The 14,875-nt window shown below is 72.1% G+C and carries 16 protein-coding genes; 9 read left to right on the forward strand and 7 right to left on the reverse strand.

What is annotated here, in order from left to right; translation table 11 throughout:
• The first annotated feature begins 89 nt into the window (after window positions 1-89).
• The 4 genes from FLV34_RS17945 to FLV34_RS17960 all read left to right on the forward strand — a co-directional run bounded on the left by FLV34_RS17945 (window position 90) and on the right by FLV34_RS17960 (window position 4,202).
• Complete coding sequence (locus FLV34_RS17945; RefSeq protein ID WP_142650024.1) at window positions 90-1,067, forward strand: L-threonylcarbamoyladenylate synthase; 978 nt, start codon at window positions 90-92, stop codon at window positions 1,065-1,067.
• Between the two features lie 118 nt (window positions 1,068-1,185).
• On the forward strand, window positions 1,186-1,815 hold the full coding sequence (locus tag FLV34_RS17950; RefSeq protein WP_142650025.1) for an HD domain-containing protein: 630 nt from the start codon (window positions 1,186-1,188) through the stop codon (window positions 1,813-1,815).
• Between the two features lie 411 nt (window positions 1,816-2,226).
• Window positions 2,227-3,138 carry an alpha/beta fold hydrolase gene (locus FLV34_RS17955; RefSeq protein ID WP_142650026.1) on the forward strand — a complete coding sequence of 304 codons (912 nt, stop codon included), beginning with the start codon at window positions 2,227-2,229 and terminating at the stop codon, window positions 3,136-3,138.
• A 101-nt stretch (window positions 3,139-3,239) separates the two neighbouring features.
• Complete coding sequence (locus FLV34_RS17960; RefSeq protein ID WP_147943620.1) at window positions 3,240-4,202, forward strand: GlxA family transcriptional regulator; 963 nt, start codon at window positions 3,240-3,242, stop codon at window positions 4,200-4,202.
• A gap of 6 nt (window positions 4,203-4,208) precedes the next feature.
• Here the strand turns inward: FLV34_RS17960 and FLV34_RS17965 are convergent, their stop codons facing one another.
• On the reverse strand, window positions 4,209-5,207 hold the full coding sequence (locus tag FLV34_RS17965) for an RNA polymerase subunit sigma-70 (protein ID WP_147943621.1): 999 nt from the start codon (window positions 5,205-5,207) through the stop codon (window positions 4,209-4,211).
• 238 nt (window positions 5,208-5,445) lie between these two features.
• Between FLV34_RS17965 and FLV34_RS17970 the strand changes: the two genes are divergently transcribed.
• The 4 genes from FLV34_RS17970 (at window position 5,446) to FLV34_RS17985 (ending at window position 8,668) form a co-directional block, all read left to right on the forward strand.
• Entirely contained in the window at window positions 5,446-5,676 is a 231-nt protein-coding gene (locus FLV34_RS17970) for a hypothetical protein (RefSeq protein ID WP_205830729.1), read from the forward strand.
• 229 nt (window positions 5,677-5,905) lie between these two features.
• Window positions 5,906-6,385 (forward strand): YkgB family protein, encoded by a 480-nt coding sequence (locus FLV34_RS17975; RefSeq protein WP_142650029.1) that lies wholly within the window; start codon window positions 5,906-5,908, stop codon window positions 6,383-6,385.
• Window positions 6,386-6,490: 105 nt separating this feature from the next.
• Window positions 6,491-8,326 carry a glycoside hydrolase family 15 protein gene (locus FLV34_RS17980; RefSeq protein ID WP_147943622.1) on the forward strand — a complete coding sequence of 612 codons (1,836 nt, stop codon included), beginning with the start codon at window positions 6,491-6,493 and terminating at the stop codon, window positions 8,324-8,326.
• A gap of 129 nt (window positions 8,327-8,455) precedes the next feature.
• Window positions 8,456-8,668, forward strand: coding sequence for an SDR family oxidoreductase (locus FLV34_RS17985; RefSeq protein ID WP_240971827.1), 213 nt, complete (start codon window positions 8,456-8,458; stop codon window positions 8,666-8,668).
• On the opposite strand, the gene FLV34_RS17990 is transcribed toward FLV34_RS17985, so the two are convergent.
• The 3 genes from FLV34_RS17990 to FLV34_RS18000 all read right to left on the reverse strand — a co-directional run bounded on the left by FLV34_RS17990 (window position 8,655) and on the right by FLV34_RS18000 (window position 11,057).
• On the reverse strand, window positions 8,655-9,134 hold the full coding sequence (locus tag FLV34_RS17990) for a hypothetical protein (protein WP_222709548.1): 480 nt from the start codon (window positions 9,132-9,134) through the stop codon (window positions 8,655-8,657). The two genes, FLV34_RS17985 and FLV34_RS17990, sit on opposite strands and share 14 nt — an antisense overlap.
• Window positions 9,135-9,221: 87 nt before the next feature.
• Window positions 9,222-10,370: a glycosyltransferase gene (locus FLV34_RS17995; protein WP_142650032.1), complete on the reverse strand. Its 1,149-nt coding sequence runs from the start codon at window positions 10,368-10,370 to the stop codon at window positions 9,222-9,224.
• A 120-nt stretch (window positions 10,371-10,490) separates the two neighbouring features.
• Entirely contained in the window at window positions 10,491-11,057 is a 567-nt protein-coding gene (locus tag FLV34_RS18000) for a TetR/AcrR family transcriptional regulator (protein ID WP_147943623.1), read from the reverse strand.
• Window positions 11,058-11,157: 100 nt separating this feature from the next.
• On the opposite strand from FLV34_RS18000, the gene FLV34_RS18005 reads away from it, so the two are divergent.
• Window positions 11,158-12,108, forward strand: coding sequence for an NADP-dependent oxidoreductase (locus tag FLV34_RS18005; RefSeq protein ID WP_147943624.1), 951 nt, complete (start codon window positions 11,158-11,160; stop codon window positions 12,106-12,108).
• On the opposite strand, the gene FLV34_RS18010 is transcribed toward FLV34_RS18005, so the two are convergent.
• The 3 genes from FLV34_RS18010 to FLV34_RS18020 are packed head-to-tail and all read right to left on the reverse strand — an operon-like array spanning window position 12,105 to window position 14,840.
• Entirely contained in the window at window positions 12,105-12,983 is an 879-nt protein-coding gene (locus FLV34_RS18010) for a metal ABC transporter permease (RefSeq protein WP_142650035.1), read from the reverse strand. The genes FLV34_RS18005 and FLV34_RS18010 overlap by 4 nt on opposite strands.
• Window positions 12,980-13,891, reverse strand: a complete 912-nt coding sequence (locus FLV34_RS18015; protein WP_261985817.1) for a metal ABC transporter ATP-binding protein — start codon at window positions 13,889-13,891, stop codon at window positions 12,980-12,982. Before FLV34_RS18015 ends, FLV34_RS18010 begins: the two co-directional genes overlap by 4 nt.
• The gene (locus FLV34_RS18020) at window positions 13,884-14,840 is read right to left on the reverse strand and encodes a metal ABC transporter solute-binding protein, Zn/Mn family (RefSeq protein ID WP_147943625.1); all 957 of its coding nucleotides are present in this window, start codon (window positions 14,838-14,840) and stop codon (window positions 13,884-13,886) included. Before FLV34_RS18020 ends, FLV34_RS18015 begins: the two co-directional genes overlap by 8 nt.
• Between the last annotated feature and the right edge of the window lie 35 nt (window positions 14,841-14,875).

Consider the following 14,875-nt stretch of genomic DNA (forward strand, 5'->3'; position numbering starts at 1 on the left):
CCGCGCCGCCGCGCACACGGCACCGCCGCGACGAGAACCCGGCGCGCGGAGAGCGGAACAGTGAGCGGAACAGTGAAAGGATCCCGAGGGTGACGGCAGGAACCGGTGACATAGAGAAGGCGGCGGCCGTGCTGCGCGCCGGAGGCCTCGTGGCCCTCCCGACCGAGACCGTCTATGGTCTGGGCGCCGACGCCGAGAACCCCGCCGCCGTCGCGCGCGTCTTCCAGGTCAAGGGGCGTCCGCCCACCCACCCGCTGATCGTCCACATCGGCGGCGCGGAGCACCTGGGCGACTGGGTCGAGGACGTGCCCGAGACGGCACGCCTGCTGGCCGAACGCTTCTGGCCGGGGCCGCTCACGCTGGTCCTGCGGCGCGGCCCCCGGGTGCCCCTCGAAACGACGGGCGGCCTGGAGACGGTGGCCATACGCGTGCCCGACCATCCTGTCGCGCTCGCGTTGCTGGAGGCCTTCGGCGGCGGTGTCGCGGCCCCCTCCGCCAACCGCTTCGGCTCGGTCAGCCCCACGACCGCGGACCACGTCCGTACGGAGCTCGGCGACGCCGTCGACTTCGTGCTGGACGGCGGCGCCTGCGGGGTCGGCGTCGAGTCCACCATCGTCGACGCCACGAGCGACGTCCCGACCATCCTGCGGCCCGGCGGGGTGACGCGCGAGGACCTCGAAGCGGCGCTGGGCCGCCCGCTCGCGGTCCCCTCCACGAGCCGCGTACGGGTGCCCGGCCAGCATCCGTCGCACTACGCGCCACGTGCGCGGGTCGTGCTCGTCGAGCCAGAGAAGGTCGTCGCCGAAGCGGAGCTCGCCCAGGAGCTGGGACACCAGGTGGGCGTCTTCCTTCCCCCCGCTTTCGCCGACGCCGAGGTGAAGGCGCACGCCGTGGTGGAGGTCCCCGCCTCGCCGGACGCGTACGCGCGCGAGCTGTACGGCTTCCTCCGCGAGCTCGACCAGCGAGGATGCGACCTGATCATCGCGTCCCTGCCGGTGGAGGAGGGGCTGGGACTCGCGATCGCCAACCGGCTCCGCCGCGCGGCAGGACCCCGGCCCTCCGACTGACCGGCCGATCACGCTGACCCTCCGTGACCGGTCCATGGACGGGGCAAGACGTGTTGCTGCGACGTTCCTCGGCCGCCGCGGGTGACAGTGGAGCCCGAGCCGGAGGGGGAGCGAAACGATGACGATCGAGCAGACCGTGCCTGACACCAAGCTCGCGACGGAGGCCACCGAGTTCGTCCGTGACGTCACCAGCGACCTGATCTATCACCATTCGCGCCGTGTCTACTTCTTCGGCAGCCTGCTGGGGCGGCGACGGGACCTGAGCTTCGACCCGGAGCTGCTCTACATCGGCGCGATGTTCCACGACCTGGGGCTCAACGAGGAGCATCGCGGCAGCGGGCGGCGCTTCGAGGTGGACAGCGCCGATGCCGCCCGCGGCTTCCTGCGGCGACGCGGGGTGCCGGAGGACAGCATCCGCCGGGTGTGGACCGCGATCGCCCTGCACACCACTCCCGGTATCCCCGAGTTCATGGAGCCGGAGGTGGCGCTGGTCACCGCGGGCGTGGAGTATGACGTGCTCGGCATCGGCTATCACGATCTCGACGACGCCCAGCGGGCCGAGATCACCGCCCTCCACCCGCGCCCGGGGTTCAAGGAGGCGATCCTGCGGGCGTTCACCGAGGGCATCGCACCCAAGCCCGAGACGACGTTCGGCAACGTCAAGGCCGACGTGCTCGAACGCTATGTGCCCGGCTATCGGCGGGGCAACTTCGTCGACACGATCCTCGGCTCCCCCTGGCCGGAGTAGGGCGCGGCCCGCGCCAACGCCCGGGCCGCGGTGGAGCCGCTGAGCGGCACGACGCGGGGGAGCTTGCGCCGCGTGCCCGCCGCGTATCCCCGCTCGTCCCTGATCGTCCGCCGCGTTCGTCCGTGCTCGTCCCCGCTCGCGCGCCGCGTTCGTTCCTGATTGTCCGCCGCGCTCGTCCACGATCGTGCGCCGCGCTCGTCCCCGCTCGTACGCCGCGCTCGTCCCCGCTCGTACGCCGCGCTCGTCCTCGCGTTCGTCCCCCGTGCGAGCTACCGGCGAATGTCCACTGAGCGGTGACGATCTCGGACCACCCGATCCGTAGCGTTACGACGCAGCCACCGCGCCGTGCCCGCTTTCCCGCCGCACCGCCGTGCGCGTCCCCCTGCGTCGAATCCCTCACCGGAGGACCTCATGCTTCCCAGGATCAGGACATCCGTCGTGGCCGCGCTGTGCTGCACCGTGCTCGGCGCGGGAGTCGCGGGCTGCGACGGCGAGTCGCTGGACGACTGGGACCCCCTCGCCCCCGCCACGCGGACGGCCGCCGCCCCGATCTCCGGGACCACGAAGATCGAGGTCGCGGGCCGGTCGGTGAACGTGTCCTGTTCGGGCGACCCGGAGAAGGGCGGGCCCGTCGTCGTCCTGCTGGCCGGGGCGGGTGACGGGCTCGACAAGCTGGCCGCCTTCCAGAAGACGCTGAGCGAGCACAACCGGGTCTGCTCCTACGACCGGCTCGGCGAGGGCGCGAGCGACAAGCCGGACGGCCCGCAGAGCTTCTCCAGCACCGGGAAGATCCTGACCGGGGTGATCGACCGCGTCGCCGGCGACGGCCCGGTCGTCCTGGCAGGCCACTCGCTGGGCGGGCTGATCGCCGCCAGATATGCCCCCGACCACCAGGACAGGGTCAAGGGCCTGGTCCTGATGGACGCCACCCCGTCCACCATGCTGCACGACATCAGCACGGCGATCCCCGAGTCGGCCACCGGCCCGGCGGCCGAGCTGCGCGCGCAGAACCTCGCGGTGTTCAAGGGCGAGAACCCGGAGAAGCTCGTCGTCCCCGACGGCAAGGTCCGTTCCGCCGGGGACATCCCGGTGGAGGTCATCCAGCACGGCACGCCGTACCTCGCGGCCGTCCCCACGTACGGCCCGCGCCTGGAGCGGGCGTGGGCCGCGGGCCAGCGCAGGTGGCTCGCGCTGTCGAGCGACAGCACGCTGAGCACGGCCGCCAAGAGCGGCCACTACATCTACGTCGACCAGCCCGACGTGGCCGTCAAGGCCGTCGAGCGCGTCACCGCCCAGGCCGCACGTCAGGCTGAGGACGAGTAGCCGGGGCCGCGCGATATGACATTTCGCCCTTTCATGGAAGAAAGCGCCGCCGAAAGGCCCGGATATCTTGGCTTTATGCCTTTCCGACATAGAGTCGGGCCATGACTCGACGACGTGTGGTCGTGCTCGGATACCATGCGGCGGAGTTGCTGGACATTTCCTGCGTGACGTCCAGCCTGATAATGGCGAACCTGCACGGCGCCGCGCCGCCTTATGACGTGTGCCTGGCCACCCCGTCGGGCCTGCCCATCACGTGCGCGAGCGGGTTGACGCTGCAGGGGCAGCAGGCCCTTGAGCACATCACCGGACCGCTCGACACGCTCGTGGTGTCGGGAGGAATCGGGCACGAGGACGCCGCCGCCAGCCAGGTGATCGTCGGTCACGTACGCCGTCTGGCCCGGGAGAGCCGCCGCGTCGCCTCGGTGTGCACGGGCGCGGCGGTGCTGGCCGCCGCCGGACTGCTCGACGGACGCCGGGCCACCACGCACTGGAAGTACGGATACGTGCTCGCCACCCGCCACCCGGAGATCACCGTCGACGCCGAGCCGATCTTCATCCGCGACGGCAACGTCGCCACGGCGGCCGGGGTCACGAGCGCCCTCGACCTCACCCTCGCCTTCATCGAAGAGGACAACGGGGCGCCGCTCGCCCGGGAGGTGGCCCGCTATCTGGTGGCCTACCTGCAGCGGCCCGGCAACCAGGCCCAGATGAGCATGTTCACCGAGAGCCCGCCGCCGAGCGACGGCCTGGTCAAGCGCGTCGTCGACCACATCACGAGCCACCTCGACGGCGATCTGACCACGGCCACCCTCGCGGCCGGCGCGGCCGTGAGCGAGCGGCATCTCACCCGCCTGTTCCTCCGGCACCTGGGCCAGACCCCGGGCCGGTTCGTCCGCCGCGCCCGCACCGAGGCCGCCGCCCATCTCCTCGTCTCCACGTCCCTGCCCATGGCCGCCATCGCGGCCCGTTGCGGCTTCGGCACGACGGAGAGCCTCCGGCAGAACTTCCTCGACCGGTACGGCATCCCGCCCTCGCGCTACCGCCTGACCACGGCCATGCGGTGACGGCGGCTATTTCGTGCCGTCCGCGGGCAGGCGCTCCGGCAGGCCGAGCCGCGGGAACCGGTCGGCGTGGAAGACGAAGATCTCCGTGATCACCCCGCCGGTGATGCGCAGGACGTCGATCGTCAGCGGCAGGTAGGCGCCCTCCTGCTCCCGCCAGAGATAGAAGGCCACGGCGGGCTGCCGGTTCACGGAGGCCGGGACGGCGCGCAGGTTCTCCAGGCGCTCGAAGCCGTCCTGGATCCAGTCGTTCACCACCGCCTCACGGCCGACGTACAGGCCGGGGGTGGGCGGCATCGAGCAGCGGACGTCGTCCCGCAACATCGTGGTGATCGTCTTGATGTCCGTGGCCACACTGGCCTCGGTGAAGCGGCGCACCAGCTCGCGCGTCCCGGCGTCCTCCTCGCCGCCGGTCCAGTCCTGCCGCTCGGCGGGCAGGTGCTCCCGCATGCCGGCGCGGGCCCGCTGCAGCGCGCTGTTCACGGAGTTGACGGAGTCTCCGAGGAGCTCCGCGACGTCCTTCGCCGGCCAGCCGAGCACGTCCCGCAGGATCAGCACGGCCCTCGGGCGCGGCGCGAGGTGCTGTACGGCGACCAGGTAGGCCAGCTCGATCGTCTCCCGCGCGACGGCGACGCTCTCCGGCTCGTCCGCGTCGCCCGCGGGCAGCTCGTCCAGCAGCCGGTCCGGGTACGGCTGCAGCCACCGCGCCTCGCCGCCGGTCGCGGGCTCCGGACGGCACTTGGCGAGCAGGTCCAGGCAGGCGTTGGTGGCGATCCGGTAGAGCCAGGCCCGGAACGTCGACCGCCCCTCGAAGGTCTCCCGCCGCCGCCAGGCCCGCAGGAACGTCTCCTGTACGGCGTCTTCGGCGTCCTCGAACGACCCGAGCATCCGGTAGCAGTGCACGTGCAGCTCCCGCCGGTGCCGTCCTGTCAAGGCCGAGAAGCCCGGCTCGTCGAGCTCGCCCAGACCGCTCACGCCCAGCTCCTTCAGCAGCGTGTCCGCACCCATCGCGTCATCCTTCCGCGTCGTCGTGTCCCGTCGTAGGTGTGACGGCCGCGGGCGCGACAACTCATCACCAGGGGTCCGCCGGAGGGGCGGGAGGACCCGGGCGGGCGCGGGCTCCCGGTGTAAAGATCTTGTCCCTGGTGTGGATTTATCTCCTATCGCCCCCTCTGCGGCCGCTCGGGGGATAAAACCACACCCCTCGTGGTCCAGTCGTGATCATGATCGGATAGTGTCTGCCCACGTGAACACGCTCCCCATGCCTGGGTCGCATGATGGCTGGCGGATCCTGCGGAGCGATGCCGGGCGGCTGTGGGCGACCCGCGAGCGCCCCTTCGACCGCGCGGCCGAGATGGCAGGCGCCTGCCGCACCGTGGATGCCGACGACCTCGGGCAGCTGAAGGCCGAGATCATGCGGCAGGAACGCATCGCCAGCGCGCTCGTGTCGGGGAGCAATAACGCGGCCGAGGCGTGAGCCGGGGGAGGAAATCCCTACTTTGCGCCGATCTCGCCCCCGTCTACGCGGCCTAGAACGCACGGCCACGGCCCTTCCCGGGAGCGTGAGCGCACGCCGGCCCGCTTCCGGGGCGCCGAGCGCCGTCCGGCGGCGAAACCGACCGGAGTAGCGTGGTGAGCGGCGCCGCGGACACGGCCCGGCCGCATGGTCGTCGCCCGCGAGTCCTACATCGAGCGCAATCGACGCGGTGAGCGAGGCTTCGATGGAACTGCATTGCATCGGCAAAATCGTGCACAGTCTCGGGATTTCGACCATTCGGTATGGTCTTGCGCTCAACCTTCTGGAGATCGGCCGGCTGAAATTCGAGGACTACGAGGTGGACAACATCCGCCCCCTCGTGACCGCAAGCCCCCCGCTCGCATGGCTCGTCGCCAGGCTGGGGGAGAAGAGGCTCGCCGGCCTGCTCGGCGTCGCCGAGATCGCTCTGGGAGCGCTGATCGGAGCGAAGCCGATCGCGCCGAGAGTGTCGGCCCTCGGCAGCCTCGCCGCCGTCGGCATGTTCGCCACCACCCTCAGCTTCCTGGCCACGACGCCCGGGGCGTGGCAGGAGACACACGGCGAACCGAAGCTGTCGCTCACGGGGCAGTTCCTGCTGAAGGACGCCGTGCTCCTCGGAGCCTGCCTGCTCACGGCCGCGGACGCCCTGCGGGCCGCCGAGCGCCGGTAGCCCAGGCCGGGTGTCGCGCCGGGCTAACGGAGCGCTCCGCTGCTTTTGCCGCGATTTGCCCAGCCCGTACGCACGGTCGTGGTCTTCTCCGGGTATCGGGCGTTGATGAGCACCACCCCCATCGCCGACCTCGCGTTGGTGTCCGATCGCCATTCCGCCGGCCTCATCAGCAGGGACGGATCGGCCGAGTGGCTGTGCTTCCCCCGGTTCGACGGGCCGTCCGTCTTCGCCCGCCTGCTGGACGACGAGGCCGGGCACTGGTCGATCCGCCCGGCCATCCCCTTCGAGACGACGCGCCGTTATCTGCCGCGGACGATGGTGCTGGAGACCACGTTCCGCACCGGGAGCGGCACGGTCGTCCTCACCGACGCCCTGCTCACCGGACCTGACGACGGCGGCCACCGGCTCGGCGTCGGGGTGCCGCACCTGCTCGCCCGACGGGTGTCCGGCCTCGGCGGCGAGGTGCCGATGGAGGTCGATTACCGGCCCAGGCCGGAGTACGGCCTGATCCACCCGATCCTGTCCGTCGCCGACGGCGGCGTCACCGCCCACGGCGGAGCCGAGTCGCTCGTGCTGACCACGCCGGTCCCCCTCCGCATCGAGGACGGCAGCGCGTACGGCGCGTTCACGGTGCACGAGGGCGAGACACTGCACTTCGGGATGCACCGCTCGACGCCGCAGGAGACTCCCGCGCGGGTGTGGGACCAGACGGAGCTGGCGGCCCGGCTGGACGGCACGATCGCCGCCTGGCGGTCGTGGTCCAGCCTCCACCAGGCCTATGACGGCCCATGGTGCGACCTCGTGCACCACAGCGGGCGGGTGCTGCAGGCGCTGTCCTTCCAGCCGAGCGGCGCGATCGTCGCGGCCGCCACGACGTCGCTGCCCGAATGGCCCGGCGGTGCGCGCAACTGGGACTACCGGTTCACGTGGGTCCGGGACGCGTCACTGACCATGAGCGCCCTGTGGGTCGCGGCCTGCCCCGACGAGGCGAGCGACTTCTTCTCCTTCCTCACCACCGCGGCCCCGACTCTGGACGAGGACCGCGCGCTGCAGATCATGTTCGGCGTCCGCGGCGAGCACGACCTGAGCGAGCGCACCCTGCCGCACCTGCGCGGCTGGCGCGACAGCCGGCCCGTACGCGTCGGAAACGGCGCGTGGAACCAGCGGCAGATCGACGTCTATGGCGAGCTGCTCGACGCGGCCGCGCGCCTCGAACGCCAGATCGGCGGCATCGACGACGACGTCAGGCGCTTCCTCGTCGCCTGCGCCGACACCGCGGCCGAGCGCTGGACGGAAAAGGACCAGGGCATCTGGGAGATACGCGGAGAGCCACGCGACTTCCTCTACTCCAAGCTCATGTGCTGGGTGGCGCTGGACCGCGGCATCACCCTCGCCGGCCTGCTCCGGGCGCAGGATCGTACGGAGTCCTGGCGGCTGACCCGCGCCGAGATCCGCGACGCCCTGCTGCGCGAGGGCTGGAACGAGCGGGTGGGGGCGTTCACGCAGTCCTTCGGCTCCGACGAGCTGGACGCCAGTGCCCTCATGGTGCCGATCACCGGCTTCCTGCCGCCCGACGACCCGCGGGTGCTCTCCACGATCGACGCGATCGCGCAGCGGCTCACCGACGACCAGGGCCTGGTCTACCGCTACCGCACCGAGGACGGCGTCGACGGCCTCGCCGGCGAGGAGGGCACGTTCCTGCTGTGCTCGTTCTGGCTGGCGCAGGCGCTCGCCGTGTCCGGGCAGGTCGGCCGGGCCAGGGAGGCATTCGAGCGGGCCGCCGCGTACGCCAACGACGTGGGCCTGCTGTCGGAGGAGGTCGATCCCGGGAGCGGCGCGCTGCTCGGCAACTTCCCGCAGGCGTTCAGCCACATCGGGCTCATCAACGCCGCCTGGGCCATCGACCAGGCCGAACGGACCGCGCGGGCGCACACCTCCTGACTTCGGCGTAGGCGCCCGCGTAGCCGGCGGGCGGCGCCCTCAAGCAGGTGTCCTGCGCTCGTCGCCGGCCGACGGCAAGCGCGTTCAGGGGCTCGTACGCATGCACGGCTCGACCACGGGATCAACGCCCTGGTCACCGGTGGCGTCGACACGCCGCTGCTGCGCGACAACATGGGTCCGTCGCCGGGAGAGTCCCTGCGCGTGGCCGGGGCGATGCACCCGATCGGGCGGATCGGGCAGCCGGAGGAGATCGCCGCGTTCGTGGCGTTCCTGCTGAGCGACGAAGCCCGGTTCATCACCGGTGCCGCGCTCGCCGTCGACGGCGGAATCACCGCCGCCTGAGTGCCAGGGAAGCGGTGTCCGCGAGCACGTCCGGGAAGCCGAACATCGCGACCAGCGCGGGATCATGGAACTTGACCACGCGGGAGACACCCGTGGCGGTCGCGGTCAGCACCACGGCGCCGTCGGCGCGGAGCACGCCGCCGGCGTCCCGGTGATACACGACGGCGGCGGGCCGGCCGTTGGCCGCGGTGGCGATCATCCGCCAGTCGCCCGGAGTGCCCAGCACGTACGTGCCGAGCATGTGGACGCACCTCGCCCGGCCCGACTGCCAGTCGCGGAACGGCGTCGCCTCGAGCGTGGCGTCCGCACGCAGCACCTGTTCAAGCAGGCCGGCGTCGGAGCGCTCGAAGGCCGCGATGTAGCCGTCGAGCAGCGCGCGTGGGGGCCCCGGTCCCGGGGCGGTCACCCCCTCGCCCATCGCGACGACCTCACCGGCGGCCTCGAAACCGGCATCGAAACCGGCCACGTACGGCGGTCACGGGCCGTCCAGGAACGTGCCGTACAGACCCCGGTCGCCGCGAAAAGGAATCGGCCGCACCCGGACGGAGGGGGGTCACTTCGCCTGGTCGAGGATCACCCTGGCGAGGGCGTCGGCGGCGTCGGGCCGTCCGAGGGCTCTGGCGGCATGGGTCATGCGCACGCGGAGGCCGGGATCGGCGAGCAGCACGTCGAGTTCGGCCAGGAGCTGCTCGGGGGTGGGGCCGGGTTCGAGCAGGGCGCGGGCGGCTCCGGCCTCGACGAGGTAGCGGGCGTTGCCGCGTTGCTCGTCTCCGGCGGCGGGGATCAGCGGGATGAGGACGGACGGCTTCCCGACCGCGACCAGCTCGGCGACGGTTCCCGCGCCGCTGCGGGAGACGACGACGTCCGCGGCGGCGTACACGTCGGGCAGTTCCTCGCCGACGTACGCCGTGGGGTGATAGCGCGCGCCGATCCCGGCGGGCAGGCCGGCGGCGACCTCGGTGAGGTGGCCGATCCAGTCCCGGCCGCACTGGTGGAGCACCTGGGCGCGGGTGAGCAGCGTGGGCAGGATCCGCTCGATCAGGGTGTTGATCTGCCTGCTGCCCTGCGCGCCGCCGGTCACGTAGACGAGCGGCAGGTCCGGGGCGAGGCCATACCGCTGGTGCGCTCGGACAGGGTTTCCGTGCAGGAGCTGGGGACGGATGGGGTTGCCCGTGACCACGGCCCGCGCGCGGGCCCGCGCGGGGAGGTGGTCGATCGAGGTGGGATGGGTGAGCGCGATCGTCGTGGCCACGCGGGCCAGGATGCGGTTGGCCAGGCCGAGCGCGGTGATCTGCTCGTGCATGACCAGCGGACGGCCGAGCAGGCGAGCGGCGAGACCGAGGGGCACGCAGACATACCCTCCCGTCGACAACACCACATCGGGCCGGTAGCGCGCGGCGATCCCGGCGGCCTGCAGAACCCCGATCGGGATCCGGAAAAGATCGGCCACGTTCCGGCCGAGCTCACGGAGGTTCGGCGATCGCCTGACCTTGCCCGCGCTGATCGCCCTGAACGGGATGTGGTGCTCCATGGCGATCCGCGCTTCCAGCCCGTCGGCCGTGCCCACCCACAGCACGTCCAGGTCGCGGCCCTGCGCCGCGGCATGCCGGCGGACGGCCGAGATGGTCGTGAGCGCGGGATAAGTGTGCCCGCCGGTCCCGCCTCCGGTGACGAGCATCCGGATCTTCCGCGCGGCTGTCATGCGGTGGTCTCTCCTCCATGTGTACGGCATCGGCACTCATGATCGTTTCACGGGTGCGGCCGTGCTCCGGTGCCCGCCTCGGTCCAGGCTCGGACCGGCTCAGGCCTGCTCGGTGCAGGCTCAGGCCGGGCGGTCGGCGGGCCGGAGGCCGTCCATCAGCAGGTCGAGCAGGCGACCGGCCCTGGCGTCCTGCTCTCGCCGGGGTGCCACGGTGAAGATGCCGATGAGGGAGGCGGCGATGTCTTCGGCGCCGACGTCGGAGCGGAGGTCGCCCGCCGCCCGGCCGGCGTCGAGGATCGTGGTGATGGCCGCCAGCAGCTCGTTCCGGGTCTGCGCGTGGGCGATCTCGCCCGACTCGATCATCGCGAGCAGCGTGCCGAGCATGCCGTTCTTGGTCGCGATCCAGTCGCCGAACAGGTCCATCCAGCGCCGCATCGCCGCGGCCGGAGGCATCTCGCCGAGCAGCTCGCGGGCGCCGGTCGTCAGCCGTACGACCTGGTCCCGGTAGACCGCGTCGACCAGCGACTCTCGGGTCGGGAAGTGCCGATAGAGCGTGGCGATGCCGACTCCGGCCTCGCGGGCGATCGCACGCATCGACGGCTCGGCGTCGGCCGACGCGAACACGCGGGTCGCCACCGCGAGCAACTGGTCGCGGTTCCGGGCCGCGTCCGCCCGTGTCGCGCGCATCTCTGCCTCAGTCAAAACGGAACACGCTCCGGTTGTGTTAGGGTCGTCCATCGAAACGGAGCATAGTCCGTTTCGTGTTCCCCCAAGGAGGCAGGCGCACATGCAGCACGATCAACCGCCGACGGGCAGGGGCAGGGCGGTCCGGCTCGACTCGTTCGGCGGCCCCGAGGTTCTGGACGTCCGCGAGGTTCCCGCTCCCCAGGCGGGCCCGGGACAGATCCGCGTACGGGTCACCGCGGCCGGGCTGAACCCGATGGACTGGATCATGACCGCCGACGCGGACACCGCCGCCCGGTTCGGCCTGCGCCTCCCGGCCGGGTTCGGCACCGACTACGCGGGGCTGGTCGACCAGGTCGGTGGCGGGGTGACCGGCTTCGCGCCCGGCGACCGGGTGTTCGGGGGCGCCCTGTCCCGCGCGGTCGCCGACTTCGTGGTGATCGACCCGGCCGGAGGGATCGCGGCGAACGAGGCCCATCACACTCCCGACGGCGTCGACGACCGCACCGCCGCCACCCTCACGATCGCCGGGCGAACGGCGTCCGCCGCCCTCGCCGTGATCGACCCCGGCCCGGACGACACCGTGCTGATCGGCGGCGCGGCGGGCGGGGTCGGCGTGTTCGCCGTCCAGCTCGCCCGGCTCGCGGGAGCGCGCGTGATCGGGACGGGATCGGCGAACTCGGCCGGCTTCCTGCGCGATCTCGGAGCCGAGCCGGTCGTCTACGGCGACGGCCTGGCCGACCGGGTCCGCGACCTCGCCCCCGGCTGTGTCACCGCCGCCATCGACCTGCACGGCACGGAGACGGTGCACGCCGCGAGGAAGCTCGGCGTCCCGGACGGCCGCATCTGCACCATCGCCGCACAGGTCGAGGGCGTGGCGGCGGCCAACGGCGCGAACGCCGCCCCCGGCGCCCTGGAAGAGATCGCCCGCCTGGTCGCGGCGGGGCGGCTCCGGGTGCCCATCGCGGCGAGCTTCCCGATCGAGGAGATCCGCCGCGCGGCCGAGCTCCAGGCCGGCCGGCACGTGCACGGCAAGGTCGTCATCGACCTCTAGCCCGCGACCGCGGCCGGGGGTCTGCGCGCCCAGCCGCTCCGGGCCCGTACGGCACCGGCGGCGCGGCAGGCCAGATAGATGACGAAGGCGATCGTGGTGACATACGGGCTGATCGGGATGCTGCTGCCCAACGCGATGAGGATGCCGCCGACCACGGACGTGACGGCGAACAGGACGCTGAGCAGCGGGATAAGCCGAGGAGAGGCGGTCACCCGGGTGGCGGCGGCCGCTGGGGTGACCACCAGGGCGAGCACCAGCAGAGCGCCGACGATCTGGATGGTCGTGGCCACGGCGAGACCCAGCACCAGGGTGAACACGGGAGACAGGGCCCGGACGGGCACGCCGCGGGCGGCGGCGACCTCGGGATCGAGGCTGGCGAAGGTCAGCGGACGCCACATGACCGCCAAGGCGACCAGGACGACGACCGACACGCCGATGAGCCAAGCGGTCTGCGGCGTGTCCACGGCCACGATCTGACCGGTGAGCAGCCCGAACTTGTTGGCGGCGCGGCCCTTGTACAGCGAAAGGAACAGCACGCCCAAGCCCAGGCCGAACGGCATCAGCACGCCGATGGCGGAGTTGCGGTCGCGGACGCGCACTCCCATGGCGCCGATGACCGCGGCGGCCAGCACCGATCCGGCCAGGGATCCCGCCACCACGTTCACCCCGAGCAGGAGCGCGGCCGCCGCGCCGGCGAAGGACAGCTCGGCGATCCCGTGCACGGCGAAGGCCAGATCCCGCATCATCACGAACGTGCTGATCAGGCCGCCGACCACGCCCAGCACGGCCGCGGCGATGATCGAGTTGGTGACCAGAGCCAGCAGTTGCCCGTAGTCGTCGTAGTTGAAGATCTGGTGCCAGATGCCGGTGCTCATGACGGGACGCCTTCGGTGTGGTCGAGGTGATGCGGGACGGATGCGCCGGCGACCAGGTAGCGGCCGTGGGCCCGGACCACCTCGACCTGGCCGCCGTACAGGTCGGACAACACGGACGACGTCATCACCTCGTCGGGCGTGCCGACGCGGAACCGGCCCCCGGCCAGGTAGAGCACCCGGTCGACCAGCGGCAGCACCGGGTTGAGCTCGTGGGTGACGAAGAGCACCGCGGTGCCGCGGGCGCGCCGCCGCCGGTCGAGCAGGTCGACGATCGCGTGCTGGTGATGCGGGTCCAGCGACAGGAGCGGCTCGTCGCACAGCAGGAGCGCGGGATCGGTGGCCAGGGCCTGCGCGATGCGCACCCGCTGCTGCTCGCCGCCGGACAGCAGGCCGAGCGGCATGTCCGCGTACGTCTGCGCGCCGACCTCGGTCAGCAGTTCGTCGATGCGGCGCCGCAGCCCCCGGCCGCCGAGGGGCAGACCCCAGCGGTGGCCGTCGACGCCGAGCCGTACGAGATCGCGGGCGCGCAGTGGCGTGTGCGGGGCGACGGCACGCTGCTGGGGGATGTAGCCGATCAGATCGCCGCCTCGCCGCGGCGGGCGGCCGCCGATCAGCAGGGTGCCGGCGGAGAGAGGCACCTGGCCCAGGACGGCGTGCAGCAGGCTGGTCTTGCCCGCTCCGTTGGGCCCCAGCACGGCGATGAACTCGCCGCCGTGCAGCTCCAGGTCCAGCCCGGACCACAGCACGCGCTCGCCACGGCGCAGTTCCGCGCCGGTCAGGCTGAGGACGACGGGCGATCCGCCGGTGGGGGCGGCCTGCGGTGCGACGGCGCCCGGTCGCTCGATCATCGGCCCAGCCACCGGCTCGGCCACCGGCTCGGCCACCGGCTCGGTCATCGGCTCAGTCATCGTGCAGGGCCTTGCCGAGCGCGTCGAGGTTGGCGGTCATCCAGCCGATGTAGTCCTCACCGGAGGGCAGGGTCTCGGTGACCGGGACGACGGGGATCCCGCTGCCGTCCGCCGCCTCACGGACCTTCTCGGTCTCCGGGCCGGAGGTCTGGGAGTTGTAGACCAGGGCCCGCACCTTCTTGCCGCTGAACAGGGCGAGGGTGTCCCGCAGGGCGCGGGCGGAGACGTCGTTGCCCTCCTCGATGGCCTCGCTGAAGTCCTCGGGGGTGGCGTTGGTCAGGCCGCAGGCCTCGATCATGTACAGCGGGACCGGCTCGGTGATCGCCACGGCGGTGCCCTTCGCGCTCTGCGCGATCGTCGCCTCCTGCTCCTCCAGCGGCGTGAGCTTCTGCTTGAAGGCCTCGGCCCCTGCGGTGAAGGCGGCGGCTCCGGAGGGATCGGCCTTGCCCAGCGCGGCGGCGATCGAGTCGGCCAGCCGCGCGACGGACGGGAAGTCATACCAGACGTGCTCGTTGAGCTCCTCCCCGGCGGCCGCCGTCTTCCCGGAGATCTCGACCGCGTTCAGCACCTGGGCCGTGGTGTTGCCGGCGGCGTCGCGCATCTTGTCCATGAAGTCGTCGTAGCCGCCGCCGTTCTCGATGATCACCTTGGCGTTCGACAGGGCCAGCTGGTTCTGCGTGTTGGCCTCGTAGGAGTGCGGGTCCTGGTCGGGGCTGGCGATGAACGAGGTCACCGCGACCTTGTCGCCGCCGATCTGCCGCACGATGTCGCCGTACACGTTGGTGGAGGTCACCACGGCGACCGCGCCGGTGGACGCGCTCGTGGACGCGCTCGCGGACGGCGCCGCGGACGCCGCGGGAGCAGGCGAGCCGCCGCAGCCGGCCAGCAGCACGGAAGCCACGCCCGCGACGACGAGCACGGCGGGACGACGGAGGGAGGAGGTGTTCATGTCAATCCTTGTGGTTCGAACGGGTCGACGGTCTG

It is taken from the genome of Microbispora sp. CSR-4 (assembly GCF_008033685.1).
Lineage (GTDB): Bacteria > Actinomycetota > Actinomycetes > Streptosporangiales > Streptosporangiaceae > Microbispora.

Bases quoted from the DNA above. Each gene is read 5' to 3' on its own strand.
- FLV34_RS17950 (WP_142650025.1), top strand. From the start codon at position 1,186: ATGACGATCGAGCAGACCGTGCCTGACACCAAGCTCGCGACGGAGGCC.
- FLV34_RS17955 (WP_142650026.1), top strand. From the start codon at position 2,227: ATGCTTCCCAGGATCAGGACATCCGTCGTGGCCGCGCTGTGCTGCACC.
- FLV34_RS17960 (WP_147943620.1), top strand. From the start codon at position 3,240: ATGACTCGACGACGTGTGGTCGTGCTCGGATACCATGCGGCGGAGTTG.
- FLV34_RS17965 (WP_147943621.1), bottom strand. From the start codon at position 5,207: ATGGGTGCGGACACGCTGCTGAAGGAGCTGGGCGTGAGCGGTCTGGGC.
- FLV34_RS17980 (WP_147943622.1), top strand. From the start codon at position 6,491: ATGAGCACCACCCCCATCGCCGACCTCGCGTTGGTGTCCGATCGCCAT.
- FLV34_RS17995 (WP_142650032.1), bottom strand. From the start codon at position 10,370: ATGACAGCCGCGCGGAAGATCCGGATGCTCGTCACCGGAGGCGGGACC.
- FLV34_RS18000 (WP_147943623.1), bottom strand. From the start codon at position 11,057: ATGCGCGCGACACGGGCGGACGCGGCCCGGAACCGCGACCAGTTGCTC.
- FLV34_RS18005 (WP_147943624.1), top strand. From the start codon at position 11,158: ATGCAGCACGATCAACCGCCGACGGGCAGGGGCAGGGCGGTCCGGCTC.
- FLV34_RS18010 (WP_142650035.1), bottom strand. From the start codon at position 12,983: ATGAGCACCGGCATCTGGCACCAGATCTTCAACTACGACGACTACGGG.
- FLV34_RS18015 (WP_261985817.1), bottom strand. From the start codon at position 13,891: ATGACTGAGCCGATGACCGAGCCGGTGGCCGAGCCGGTGGCCGAGCCG.
- FLV34_RS18020 (WP_147943625.1), bottom strand. From the start codon at position 14,840: ATGAACACCTCCTCCCTCCGTCGTCCCGCCGTGCTCGTCGTCGCGGGC.